11 protein-coding genes are annotated in these 12,883 nt (G+C 71.3%); 10 read left to right on the top strand and 1 reads right to left on the bottom strand.

What is annotated here, in order from left to right; all coding sequences use genetic code 11:
• The first annotated feature begins 92 nt into the window (after positions 1-92).
• The 4 genes from JR065_RS04870 (at position 93) to JR065_RS04885 (ending at position 5,110) form a co-directional block, all read left to right on the top strand.
• Positions 93-1,115 carry an aspartate-semialdehyde dehydrogenase gene (locus JR065_RS04870; protein WP_206232627.1) on the top strand — a complete coding sequence of 341 codons (1,023 nt, stop codon included), beginning with the start codon at positions 93-95 and terminating at the stop codon, positions 1,113-1,115.
• Positions 1,116-1,507: 392 nt separating this feature from the next.
• Positions 1,508-3,352, top strand: a complete 1,845-nt coding sequence (locus JR065_RS04875) for a FimV/HubP family polar landmark protein (RefSeq protein ID WP_206232800.1) — start codon at positions 1,508-1,510, stop codon at positions 3,350-3,352.
• Positions 3,353-3,677: 325 nt separating this feature from the next.
• Entirely contained in the window at positions 3,678-4,451 is a 774-nt protein-coding gene (truA, locus tag JR065_RS04880) for a tRNA pseudouridine(38-40) synthase TruA (RefSeq protein WP_206232628.1), read from the top strand.
• Positions 4,448-5,110 carry a phosphoribosylanthranilate isomerase gene (locus JR065_RS04885; protein ID WP_206232630.1) on the top strand — a complete coding sequence of 221 codons (663 nt, stop codon included), beginning with the start codon at positions 4,448-4,450 and terminating at the stop codon, positions 5,108-5,110. Before truA ends, JR065_RS04885 begins: the two co-directional genes overlap by 4 nt.
• Before the next feature lie 556 nt (positions 5,111-5,666).
• Here JR065_RS04885 and JR065_RS04890 read toward each other — a convergent pair.
• Positions 5,667-6,560: a LysR family transcriptional regulator gene (locus JR065_RS04890; RefSeq protein ID WP_206232632.1), complete on the bottom strand. Its 894-nt coding sequence runs from the start codon at positions 6,558-6,560 to the stop codon at positions 5,667-5,669.
• 96 nt (positions 6,561-6,656) lie between these two features.
• On the opposite strand from JR065_RS04890, the gene trpB reads away from it, so the two are divergent.
• The 6 genes from trpB to JR065_RS04920 all read left to right on the top strand — a co-directional run bounded on the left by trpB (position 6,657) and on the right by JR065_RS04920 (position 12,878).
• Complete coding sequence (gene trpB / locus JR065_RS04895; protein WP_206232633.1) at positions 6,657-7,874, top strand: tryptophan synthase subunit beta; 1,218 nt, start codon at positions 6,657-6,659, stop codon at positions 7,872-7,874.
• Between the two features lie 3 nt (positions 7,875-7,877).
• Positions 7,878-8,111: a hypothetical protein gene (locus tag JR065_RS04900; RefSeq protein WP_206232634.1), complete on the top strand. Its 234-nt coding sequence runs from the start codon at positions 7,878-7,880 to the stop codon at positions 8,109-8,111.
• A 29-nt stretch (positions 8,112-8,140) separates the two neighbouring features.
• Positions 8,141-8,944, top strand: coding sequence for a tryptophan synthase subunit alpha (gene trpA / locus JR065_RS04905; RefSeq protein ID WP_206232636.1), 804 nt, complete (start codon positions 8,141-8,143; stop codon positions 8,942-8,944).
• Between the two features lie 466 nt (positions 8,945-9,410).
• On the top strand, positions 9,411-10,301 hold the full coding sequence (gene accD, locus JR065_RS04910; protein WP_206232637.1) for an acetyl-CoA carboxylase, carboxyltransferase subunit beta: 891 nt from the start codon (positions 9,411-9,413) through the stop codon (positions 10,299-10,301).
• Between the two features lie 178 nt (positions 10,302-10,479).
• A complete protein-coding gene (glmM, locus tag JR065_RS04915; protein ID WP_206232639.1) occupies positions 10,480-11,823 on the top strand; it encodes a phosphoglucosamine mutase in 1,344 nt (447 codons plus the stop codon).
• 116 nt (positions 11,824-11,939) lie between these two features.
• Positions 11,940-12,878, top strand: coding sequence for an isopenicillin N synthase family dioxygenase (locus tag JR065_RS04920; protein WP_206232641.1), 939 nt, complete (start codon positions 11,940-11,942; stop codon positions 12,876-12,878).
• Positions 12,879-12,883 lie beyond the last annotated feature (5 nt).

A 12,883-nucleotide genomic window follows, 5' to 3' on the forward strand; every position in this document is an offset into this window, starting at 1 on the left:
CGGCGGGCTGGTGCGCGCTCGGGCGGTTCCCCGAATCCAGCTTGCGGTGCGGCTGTCCTTCCTCCTCATTCCTACCCGATCGAAAAACTCCCATGAGCAACGAAACCCGTCGTTTCAACATCGCCATCGTCGGTGCCACCGGCGCCGTCGGCGAAACCATGCTGAACATCCTGGCCGAGCGCAATTTCCCGGTCGCCACCCTGTACCCGCTGGCCTCCGAGCGTTCGGCCGGCGGCGAAGTGCAGTTCAACGGGCAGAAGGTCACCGTGCTCGACCTGGCCACGTTCGACCCGACCGGCGTGGACATCGCGCTGTTCTCCGCCGGTGGCGGCATCTCCAAGGAGTACGCGCCGAAGTTCGCCGCCGCCGGCGCGGTGGTGATCGACAACTCCTCGGCGTTCCGCTACGACGACGACGTGCCGCTGGTGGTGTCGGAAGTGAATCCGGAACAGGTCGCCAACCGCCCGCGCGGCATCATCGCCAACCCCAACTGCTCGACCATGCAGATGCTGGTGGCGCTGGCGCCGCTGCACCGCGAATTCGGCATCGAGCGCATCAACGTCGCCACCTACCAGTCGGTGTCCGGTGGCGGCCGCTCGGCGCTGGAGGAGCTGGGCAAGCAGACCGGGCAGCTGCTGAACTTCCAGCAGATCGACCCGCAGCGCTTCCCGGTGCAGATCGCGTTCAACCTGATCCCGCACATCGACGAGTTCCTCGACAACGGCTTCACCAAGGAGGAGATGAAGCTGGTCTGGGAGACGCGCAAGATCCTCGGCGACGACAGCATCATGGTCAATCCCACCGCGGTGCGCGTGCCGGTGTTCTACGGCCATTCCGAGGCGGTGGCGATCGAGACCCGCAAGAAGGTGACCGTGGCGCAGGCGCGCGCGCTGCTGGAAGCGGCGCCGGGCGTGGAAGTGGTCGACGAGCACAAGGCCGGCGGCTATCCGACGCCGGTGACCCACGCCTCGGGCAACGACGCGGTGTACGTGGGCCGCATCCGCGAGGACATCTCGCATCCGCGCGGGCTGAACCTGTGGATCGTCTCGGACAACATCCGCAAGGGCGCCGCGCTCAATGCGGTGCAGCTGGCCGAGCTGGTGGCACGGGAATAGGGACGGGACTCGGGACTCGGGACTCGGGACCTCGGGACCTCGGGACCTCGGGAATCGGGAATCGGGAATCGGGAATCGGCGCGGCTTGGCATCGCCACGTCAAAGCGCGCGCATATCTCGCCCTTCGCCTTTGCTCTTCCGAGTCCCCAGTCCCAGTCCCGGCCTCACGCATCGCACGTCAAAAGCGCGCGCATATCTCGCCCTTCGCTTTTGCCCTTCCGGGTCCCGAGTCCCCAGTCCCCAGTCCCGGCTTCATATATATTGCACGCCATGAAACCTTGGGCAATGGCGTGATGCGCCTACAACCACGCTTGTTCCATCGCCGCCGCCATGGCGCTGGCGGTCTTTCCATCGCCGCCGCTGCCGGCCGCGCCTGGCGCGTGGCATGCGCGGTGCTGTTGCTGGCCTGCAGCCAGGCGGCGCTGGCGCTGGGCCTGGGCGACCTGCGCGTGCTGTCCAAGCCCGGGCAACCGTTCCTCGCCGAGATCCCGGTGATCTCCAACGAGCCGGGCGAACTGGAGAACGCGCGCGTGGCGCTGGCCTCGCCGGCGACTTTCGCCCGGGTCGGGCTGGAGCGCCCGCAGGGCCTGGTCGGCGACCTGCAGTTCCAGTTCGCGCAGGACAGCCGCGGCCGCGCGGTGATCCGCGTGACCAGCCAGCAGCCGGTGCAGGTGCCGTCGCTGAGCTTCCTGATCGAAGTCGACTGGGGCCAGGGGCGCCTGATCCGCGAATACTCCGCGCTGGTCGACGCGCCCAACACCGCCGCGGCGATCGCCGAGCCGGCGATCGATGCGCCTGCCGCCGCCGCCTCCAACGCCATCGCTCCGGCGGCACCGATCCCGGCACCGGCCGAGGAGCGCCCGGCGCCGGTAGCGATGCCCGCGCCGGCGACGCCTGCACCGCGACCGGCGCCCATCGCGCCCACGCCGGCGCCGGCCGCCGGCGACACGCTGGCGCCGGTGCAGCGCGGCCAGACCCTGTCGCACATCGCCGCGCAGCTGGCGCGCGGCAGCGGGCAGAGCCTGGACCAGACCATGGTCGCGCTGCTGCGCGCCAACCCGGACGCGTTCATTCGCGGCAACCTCAACCTGCTCAAGCAGGGCGCGGTGCTGCGCACGCCGCAGCAGGACGCGCTGGCGCAGATCGACGCCGCCGAAGCGGCCGCGATCGTGCGCGAACAGACCGCGCAGTGGCGCCAGGCGCGCGCGCCGGTACCGCAACCGGCACAGGCGCAGACCGCAGCAGCGGACGCCGGCGCCGCACCGCCGCGTGCGGCGGCAGCGCCCAGCGGCGGCGCCCGGCTGGAGATCGCCCCGGCGGTGGCCGCCGACGGACGCAATGCAGGAACCAAGTCCGGCACCGGTGCCGGCGACGAGGGAGACATGGTGGCGAATCAACAACTGCAGCAGACCCGCGAAGACCTGGCGGCGCGCGATGCCGAGGTCCAGGAGCTGCGCGCGCGGGTCGAGGAACTGGAAAAACTCAAGGCCCAGCAGCAGCAACTGATCGCGCTGAAGGACAGCGACCTGGCCGCGGCGCAGAAGCGCCTGGCGCAGACCCAGGCGCCTGCGCCGGCGCCGGCCGGCGAATCCGGCGGCTGGCCGTTGTGGCTGTGGGGCGGGCTGGCGCTGCTGCTGCTCGGCATTGGCGCCTGGCTGCTGTCGCGCCGGCGCAAGCCCTCGCCGCTGCCGCCGCTGTCGCGCGGCGGCTACGACACCGCGGCGCTGGCCGCGGCGGTGCCGGTTACCGCGCATCGCGACGTCGACGCGCCCGACCTGCCGTCGCTGGACGAGCGCGAGGACAGCGTGCACGACCGCGAAGACGCCTACGAAGACGAAGCCAGCTACGAGCAGGCGCGCGATGCCGACCGCTTCCAGGCGCATCTGGACCCGCACACCGCGCCGGCGCCCGCCTTCGACGAGGAAGCCGACGAGCCGTGGCGCCAGCCCGCGCTGATCGATCCGCCGCCGCCCGAACCGGCGCCTCCGGCACCGGCCACGCTGCCGCCCGCATGGCAGGAGCCGGCGTGGCATCCGGCCGACGCATCGGACGTGGACGCCGCCGACGCGCCCGCGGCACCGGCGCCCAGCGCCGGCCGCGAACGCCTGGAGCTGGCGGTGGCCTACATGGACCTGGGCGACAACGAGACCGCGCGGACCCTGCTGACCGAAGTGGCGACCGGCGGCGATCCGGCCGCACGGGCCGAGGCGCTGCAGTTGCTGGCCCGCCTGGGTTGACCGCGGCGCGGGGCCGGGCGCCGGCCTTTCGTGCCGGCGTCCGCCGCGCGCCAGCGCGGCCATCGCCGCTGAAGCGCGACGCCGGCGCCGGCACGCACCGGCGGCGATGGCGAGCATCGGCCCGGTGGCGCTGCGCTTGGCGGCGCCGCTCCCGCACGACCGCCTCACCCTGACCGTGTCAGGGTCGCCGCCGTCGGCCCGCGTCGGTGGCGATGGCGTCCGCGGTGCCTGCAGCCCGCGCGCCGCCGCCGGGCGTGCGCGGTGCCGTTCTTCGAGGCATGGCCGGTCGAGCCGTCCATGCGCGTACTTTCAGGGTAGGTCGACTATGCGTTATGCACTTGGCGTGGAATACGACGGCAGCGACTTCCAGGGCTGGCAGCAGCTCGGCGAGTCCGGCGGACCGAGCGTGCAGGCGGCGCTGCAGGCGGCGCTGTCGTCGGTGGCCGACGCGCCGATCGGCGTGGTCTGCGCCGGGCGCACCGACGCCGGGGTGCATGGCGAGTGCCAGGTCGTGCACTTCGACAGCGCCGCGCCGCGTGCGCCGCGTGGCTGGATGCTCGGCGCCACCGCGCGGCTGCCGGCGTCGGTATGCGTGCGCTGGTGCGTGCCGGTGGCCGACGATTTCCATGCCCGCTTCTCCGCCCGCGCGCGGCGCTACCGCTACCGGCTGCTCAACCGCCAGGTGCGCCCGGCGCTGTACCGGCAGACGCTGAGCTGGGAGCGGCGGCCGCTGCAGGCCGAGACGATGCACGCCGCGGCGCAGGCGCTGCTGGGCGAGCAGGACTTCAGCGCCTTTCGCAGCATCCAGTGCCAGGCGCTGCACGCGCGCCGCGAACTGCAGGCGATCTCGGTGACCCGGCTGGGCGAGGTGGTCGAGGTCCAGGTGCAGGCCAATGCATTCCTTCATCACATGGTGCGCAATATCGTAGGCTCCCTAATCATGGTGGGGACCGGCGAAAAACCCGTCTCCTGGATCGGCGAGCTGCTCGCCGGGCGCGACCGCACCGTCGCCGGCCCGACCGCGCCGCCCCAGGGGCTGGTGTTCGTCGGCCCGCTCTACCCCGACAACTGGCAGCTGCCTGCCGAGGTCACTCAATGAATCGAACCCTGTATCGCACCCGGATCAAGTTCTGTGGCATGACCCGCGCCGGCGACATCCGCCTGGCCGGGGAGCTGGGGGTGGATTCGATCGGGTTCGTGTTCGCCCACGGCAGCTCGCGCCGGGTGGCGCCGGCCGAGGCGCGCGCGATGCGCCAGGCGGCCGCGCCGATGGTGGACGTGGTCGCGCTGTTCCGCGACAACCCCAAGGACGAAGTGCGCGAAGTGCTTCGCACCGTGCGCCCGACCGTGCTGCAGTTCCATGGCGAAGAGGACGACGGCTTCTGCCGCAGCTTCAACCTGCCGTACCTGAAGGCGGTGCCGATGGGCGGCGGCGAGATCAACGCGCGCACCTTGCAGCTGCAGTATCCGAATGCGGCCGGCTTCCTGTTCGACAGCCACGCGCCGGGCGAGAGCGGCGGCTCCGGCAGGACCTTCGACTGGACCCGGCTGCCGACCGGCCTGCACCGGCCGTTCCTGCTCGCCGGCGGCATCACCTCCGACAACGTGTTCGACGCGATCGTCGCGACGCTGCCGTGGGGCGTGGACGTCTCCAGCGGCATCGAGAGCGAGCCGGGGGTCAAGGACGGGCACAAGATGCGCAAGTTCGTCGAGGAAGTGCGCCGCGCCGATTGCCACGAGCTCGCCAACGGCTGCTGAGCCCTCGCTGCCGGCGCCCGCGCCGCGCTCGTTCTTCGCTTCACGTCGCGCGGTCGCTGCGTTCGCCTTGGATGGTCGCGCCGCTGATTCGTGATGCATCCCGGTGCTAGCGGGTTGCTCGATGTTGCCAGCAGCCAACCAGGGCGTGCAGAACGTGCCCATGCATTGGGTTGATCCACACGGCCGTGCGATCGCGTTGCGCGGTCGGAATGCGCAACGCGTCGCAATCGCCGTCCCTGCAGAACTTGAGATGTCTACCGTGGGAGCGGCTCCGGTGGCCTCGGGCCATCGGTCGCGACGCGTTGCCGACAACGCCATCGGCGCGGGTGGCCGCGAGCCGGCTCGTGATCGCTTCCGCGTGCATGTGTTTACGCTGAGAATCCTCGTGTGCCGCTGCAGCCGCTGCCCGTGGCGAGCGCAGCAGCGATGCATCTGTCGACGCCGGTACCACGACTGCGGAGCCATTTCGGGTCCGAAACCAGTCATGCCTGGCACTGGCCGGCGCCTTTTCGTGCCGCCGCGGTCCGTGCGGCGCCAGTGCGCATGGATCGCGCGATCAGCTCAGCTGCCCGCGCAGCCATGCGGCCAGCGCGGCGATGCGGCCGTCGTCGTGGCGATCGGCGGGCGCGCACAGCGCCCATTGCCCGCCGGTGTCGGCGAAGCCCCATGGCGCCAGCAGGCGCCCGCTGGCCAGGTCGTCGGCGACCAGCGGCTGCGGCGCGATCGCCACGCCGATCCCGGCCAGCGCGGCTTCGAGCAGGTAGTACAGGTGTTCGAAGCCGGCGCCGTAGCGCAGCGCGGCCGGGTCCAGCGCATGCGCCTGCGCCCAGGCCGGCCACGCCTGCGGGCGCGATGCGGTATGCAGCAATGCCTGTTCCAGCAACGCGCTTGCCGGGCGCTGCAGCAGCGCCTGCGCCTGCGCCAGCGCCGGGCTCAGCACCGGGCCGATCCGCTCCGGCGCCAGCACGTGCACCCGCCAGCCACCGGGCCAGGGCGCCTGGCCGAGCAGCAGCGCCGCGTCCAGCCCGTCCAGGTCGGGCGCGAATTCGCCCTCGTGCGCGGACAGGTGCAGGGTCAGCTGCGGCAGGTCGCGCTGCAGCGCCTGCAGCCGCGGGATCATCCAGCGCGCCAGGATGCTGCCCGGGCAGCCGAGTACCAGTGCGCTGGCGCGTGGCGGGCGGCGCAGGTCGGCGACCGTGTCCTGCAAGCGGGCGAAGGCGGCGCCGGCCGCCTCGCGCAGGCGCTCGCCGGCGGCGGTCGGGCGGATGCCGCGGCCCTCGCGCCGCAGCAGCGCCACGCCCAGTTCCTCCTCCAGCAAGCGGATCTGGCGGCTGACCGCGCCATGGGTGACATGCAGCTCGGCCGCCGCGCCGCCGACGCTGCGCAGCCTGGCGGCGGCCTCGAAGGCGCGCAGCGCGTTCAGCGAGGGCAGGCGCGAGGCGGGCGACATGTGAGATTTCCTGACGATAAAGGTCAGACTTTATCGATTTTTATGCGCGCACGCGTGCGCTAAAGTGCAGCCCTGTCCGCTGCCGTGCCTTTCGCCATGTCCTCCGTACCCATTAGCGACTTCCACGCCTATCCCGACGCCAGCGGCCATTTCGGCCGTTATGGCGGCCGCTTCGTCGCCGAAACCCTGATCGGTCCGTTGCAGGAACTGGCCGCGGCCTACGACCAGGCGCGCCAGGACCCGGCGTTCATCGCCGCCTACGACAAGGACCTCAAGCACTACGTCGGCCGGCCCAGCCCGATCTACCACGCCGAGCGGCTGAGCCGCGAGGTCGGCGGCGCGCAGATCCTGCTCAAGCGCGAGGACCTGAACCACACCGGCGCGCACAAGATCAACAACACCGTCGGCCAGGCGCTGCTGGCCAGCCGCATGGGCAAGACCCGGATCATCGCCGAGACCGGCGCCGGCCAGCACGGCGTGGCCTCGGCCACGGTCGCCGCGCGGCTGGGCCTGGAATGCGTGGTGTACATGGGCGCCACCGACATCGAGCGGCAGAAGATCAACGTCTACCGGATGAAGCTGCTCGGCGCCACGGTGGTGCCGGTGACCTCCGGCTCGGCCACGCTCAAGGACGCGCTCAACGAAGCGATGCGCGACTGGGTGACCAACGTGCGCGACACCTTCTACATCATCGGCACGGTCGCTGGCCCGGATCCGTACCCGCGCATGGTGCGCGACTTCAACGCCATCGTCGGCCGCGAGGCGCGCGCGCAGATGCTCGAGGACTACGGCCGCCTGCCGGACGCGATCAGCGCCTGCGTCGGCGGCGGCAGCAACGCGATCGGCCTGTTCCATGCCTTCCTCAACGATGCGCAGGTGAAGATCTATGGCGCCGAGGCGGCCGGCGACGGCATCGCCAGCGGCCGCCACGCCGCCTCGATCGCCGCCGGCCGTCCCGGCGTGCTGCACGGCAATCGCACCTACGTGATCTGCGACGACGACGGCCAGATCACCGAGACCCATTCGGTCTCCGCCGGCCTGGACTATCCGGGCGTGGGCCCCGAGCACGCCTTCCTGTCCGACAGCGGCCGCGCGGTCTACCAGGGCATCACCGACGACGAGGCCCTGGCCGCGTTCCACCTGCTGGCGCACACCGAGGGCATCCTGGCCGCGCTGGAGTCCAGCCACGCGGTGGCGCAATCGATCAAGCTGGCGCGCGACCTGCCCAAGGACGCGCTGGTGCTGTGCAACCTGTCCGGGCGCGGCGACAAGGACGTGCACACCATCGCCGCGCGCGAAGGCGTGCAGGTCTGAACGATGCGCTGGGCGCGCGCGACGCTGACCGCCGAGACCGACGCGCCGGGCGAGCAGGACCTGCTGCTCGACTGGCTGGATCGCTGGCGCGGCGAACTGCGCGCCTGTTCCGAGAACGCCGGCTGCGGCTGCTGCGTGGACAGCTTCCAGGTGGAGGCGCCCGAGCACGCGCTGGCGGAACTGCCGCCGCACATGGTGGGCTCCCGCGCCTGGGCCGATCCGCCTTCGACCGATTGATCCCCATCCCCACCCCGCCTGGACCCGACATGCGTCGTATCGACGAAACCTTTGCCCGCCTGCGCACGCAATCGCGCAAGGCCCTGATCCCCTTCCTCACCGCCGGCGATCCTTCGTTGCAGGCGACGGTGCCGGCGATGCACGCGCTGGTCGAGGCCGGCGCCGACGTGATCGAGCTCGGCGTGCCGTTCTCCGACCCGATGGCCGACGGCCCGACCATCCAGCGCAGTTCCGAGCGCGCGCTGGCGCGCGGCGCCGGCCTGGCCTACGTGCTGGAGACGGTCAGTGCGTTCCGCCACGACGACGCGACCACGCCGGTGGTGCTGATGGGCTACCTCAACCCGGTCGAGATCCACGGCACCGCGCGCTTCGCCGAAGAGGCCGTCGCCGCCGGCGTGGACGGGGTGCTGCTGGTCGACCTGCCGCCGGAGGAATCGGCCGAGACCCTGGAGATCTTCACCGCGGCCGGCCTGGACCTGATCGTGCTGGCGTCGCCGACCACCAGCGACGAACGCATCGGCCTGCTGTGCGACGCCGCGCGCGGCTACCTGTACTACGTCAGCTTCGCCGGCGTCACCGGCGCCGACCATCTCGACACCCGTGCCGCCGGCGAGCGCCTGCGCCAGCTGCGCGCGCGCTCGACGGTGCCGGTGGTGGCCGGTTTCGGCATCAAGGACGCGGCCAGCGCCAAGGCCATGGCCGCCGATGCCGACGGCGTGGTGGTCGGCAGCGCGCTGGTCGCGGCACTGGCCGGGGCCGACGGCACGCAGGCGGTACGCGAACGCGCGATCGCGTTCCTGGCGCCGCTGCGCGCGGCACTGGACCAGGCCTGACAAGCGCGGCGGATACGGCCAGTGCGCGGCGGCGCGGAGCCGCGGCCGTCGTGAGGCGGTTCATGGGCGCGACTGCGGCCCGGCGTGCTCAAATGGCGAGGCGCGGCGCCAGCAGGACGTAGCCCCCTGTGAATATGCTCGGCGCGAGGTTCCGCACGCCCCAGCCGGGAAGGGGCCTCAGCCCCGACGCTTCTCTTGTCTCGGGTCGCAGCCGGCGGCGAGGGCGCCACTCTGCGATGCAGCTCGCTTCCGCAGGTGAGGGATCCGCTCGCTGCGGCGTCTCGAAACGGCGAAGCGGCCGTGCCCGGCGCGCGTGCGGCCGCCTCCGGATTGCTGCGGCGCAACGTGTGGCGGCCGCGCCCGCTGCGTCGGCATCCGGGCCTGCCTGCGGCGCCGTTTGCCGCGGCGCGCTAGACTGTCGCCCCTTGGCGGCCCGGTGGGCCGCGCGACTGGATCGTCATTCCGCATGAGTTGGCTCAGCAAATTGATGCCCTCCGGCATCCGCACCGACAACACGCCCAGCAAGAAGCGCAGCGTCCCCGAAGGCCTGTGGGAGAAATGCCCCAACTGCAGCGCCGTGCTGTACCGGCCGGAACTGGAGGAAAACCTGGAGGTGTGCCCGAAGTGCGGCCACCACATGGCGATCCGCGCGCGCGCGCGGCTGGCCTCGCTGTTCGATCCGGACACCACGCCGGTGGAGATCGGCGCGCGCCTGGGCCCGGTCGACGCGCTCAAGTTCAAGGACCAGAAGAAATACGGCGAGCGCATCAAGGCCTCGCAGAAGAACACCGGCGAGTACGACGCGCTGATCGCGATGCAGGGACTGCTCAAGTCCAATCCGCTGGTCGCCGCCTCGTTCGATTTCGCCTTCATGGGCGGCTCGATGGGCTCGGTGGTCGGCGAGCGTTTCGCGCTGGCCGCGGAAACCGCGCTGCAGATCGGCGCGCCGTTCGTGTGCTTCTCCGCCAGCGGCGGCGCGCGCATGCAGGAAGGCCTGTTCTCGCTGATGCAGATGGCCAAGACCTCGGCTGCGCTCGGCCGCCTGCGCGAGGCCGGCCTGCCGTACGTGTCGGTGCTGACCCATCCGACCACCGGCGGCGTGTCGGCCAGCTTCGCGATGCTCGGCGACATCAACATCGCCGAGCCGCACGCGCTGATCGGCTTCGCCGGCCCGCGGGTGATCGAGCAGACCGTGCGCGAGACCCTGCCCGAGGGCTTCCAGCGTTCGGAATTCCTGCTCGAGCACGGCGCGATCGACCAGATCTGCGACCGCCGCGAACTGCGCGACCGCCTGTCCGAGCTGCTGGCGATGATGATGCGCCAGCCGGCGCCGGCCAAGACCGAGGTGGTGGCGTGAGGGCCGGGACTCGGGACTCGGGACTCGGGACTCGGAAAGCCGGGATCCGGGACTCGGGACTCGGGACTCGTGGTCCGGCGCGACGGATGTATTGCGTGGCAAGTGCGCGTTTTTCGGGATCCCTGGGTGTCTCCGGCTTTGACCGGGTCCCGAGTCCCGAGTCCCGAGTCCCGCAGCGATGAGCGCGCGCAAGTATTTCGGCACCGACGGCATCCGCGGCCGGGTCGGGCAGGGCGTGATTTCCGCCGACTTCGTGATGCGCCTGGGCAATGCGCTCGGCCGCGTGCTTGGCGCCGGCGGCGCCGCGCGGCCGACGGTGGTGATCGGCAAGGACACGCGCATCTCCGGCTACATGTTCGAGTCGGCGCTGGAGGCCGGGCTGGTCGCCGCCGGCGCCAACGTGCAGTTGCTGGGGCCGATGCCGACCCCGGCGGTGGCGTTCCTGACCCGCACCCTGGGCGCCGATGCCGGCATCGTGATCAGCGCCTCGCACAACCCGCACTACGACAATGGCATCAAGTTCTTCTCCGCCGAGGGCGAGAAGCTCGACGACGCCACCGAGAGCGCGATCGAGGCCGCGCTCGACGAACCCTTCGCCACGGTGGAATCCGAGCGCCTGGGCAAGGCGATGCGCGCGCGCGACGCGATCGGTCGCTACATCGAATTCTGCAAGGCCAGCGTGCCGCGCGGCTTCGACCTGCGCGGGCTGAAGGTGGTGCTGGATTGCGCGCACGGCGCGACCTACCACATCGCACCGTTGCTGTTCCGCGAGCTCGGTGCCGAGGTGGTCGCCATAGGCGCCGCCCCGGACGGGCTGAACATCAACGCCGGGGTCGGCTCGATGCATATCGACAACCTCGCCGCCAACGTGCGCAGCCACGGCGCGCAGCTGGGCATCGCCTTCGACGGCGACGGCGACCGCGTGCTGATGGCCGACGACCAGGGCGATCCGGTCGATGGCGACGACCTGCTGTACGTGCTGGCGCGCGGCTGGCAGGCCAGCGGCCGGCTGAAGGGCACGGTGGTGGGCACGCTGATGACCAACTACGGCCTGGAAAAGGCGCTGGCCGCGCTGCAGGTGCCGTTCGTGCGGGTCAAGGTCGGCGACCGCTACGTGCACCAGGCGCTGGTCGAGAACGGCGGCGTGCTCGGCGGCGAGGCCTCCGGGCACCTGCTGTGCCTGGACCGCGCCACCACCGGCGATGCCATCGTCAGCGCGCTGCAGGTGCTGGAAGTGCTCAAGCGCTCCGGGCAGACCCTGCGGCAGGCGCTGCAGGGCCTGAACAAGGTCCCGCAGCAGACCGTCAACGTGCGCCTGCACGAAGGCGCGCGCCCGGCCGAGGCGGCCAGCGTGCAGGCCGCGCTGGCCGCGGCGCAGGCGGCGGTGCAGGGGCGCGGCCGCGCGTTCCTGCGTCCGTCCGGCACCGAGCCGGTGGTGCGGGTCACGGTCGAGGCCGACGACGCCGCGCTGATGCAGGCGACCCTGGAAAAGCTCGCCGGGGCGGTGCGTGACGCGGCGTGAGCCGGTGCTGATCGGCATCGCGGTGGTCGCCGCCAAGGCGGCCTCCTTGTATCTGTTGTACCGCCTGCTGGCCTGAGCCGCGGCGTTTCCCTCCATCGAACTTCCGGTTCCAGCCCATGACTGCGCGCATCCCGACCCTCGACATCACCCGTTTCGACAGCGACCGCGACGCCTTCGTCGCCGAGCTCGGCGCGGCCTACCGCGAATGGGGCTTCGCCGGCATCCGCAACCACGGCATCGCCCAGGCGCAGATCGACGCGGCCTACGCGGTGTTCAAGGACTTCTTCGCGCTGCCCGAGCCGGTCAAGCGCAAGTACCTGGTGCCGGGCAGCGGCGGCGCGCGCGGCTATACCGCCTTCGGCGTGGAGACCGCCAAGGACTCCAAGCATTTCGACCTGAAGGAGTTCTGGCACATCGGCCGCGAGATCGCGGACGATTCCAAGTACCGCCCGGTGATGCCGCCGAACCTGTGGCCGAGCGAAGTGCCCGGCTTCCGCGAGCACGGCTACGGCCTGTACCAGGCGCTGGACAAGCTCGGCGCGCGCGTGCTGGCCGCGTTGGCGCTGCACATCGGCCTGCCCGAGCACTACTTCGCCGACAAGACCGACTCGGGCAATTCGATCCTGCGCCCGATCCACTACCCGCCGATCACCGCCGACGACATCCCCAACGTGCGCGCCGGCGCGCACGAGGACATCAACCTGATCACCCTGCTGGTCGGCGCCAGCGCCGCCGGGCTGGAGGTGAAGTCCAAGCAGGGCGAGTGGGTGCCGTTCACTTCCGACGCCGACACCATCGTGGTCAACATCGGCGACATGCTGCAGCGCCTGACCAACCACGTGTACCCGTCGACCACGCACCGGGTGACCAACCCGCCGGGCGAGCAGGCGCGGCAGCCGCGCTACTCGGTGCCGTTCTTCCTGCATCCGAACCCGGACTTCCTGATCGACGTGCTGCCCTCGTGCGTCAGCGCCGACAACCCCAGCCGCTATCCCGAGCCGATCACCGCGCAGGGCTACCTGGAAGAGCGGTTGCGCGAGATCAAGCTGAAATAATCGGG

It is taken from the genome of Xanthomonas sp. (assembly GCF_017163755.1).
GTDB lineage: Bacteria > Pseudomonadota > Gammaproteobacteria > Xanthomonadales > Xanthomonadaceae > Xanthomonas_A.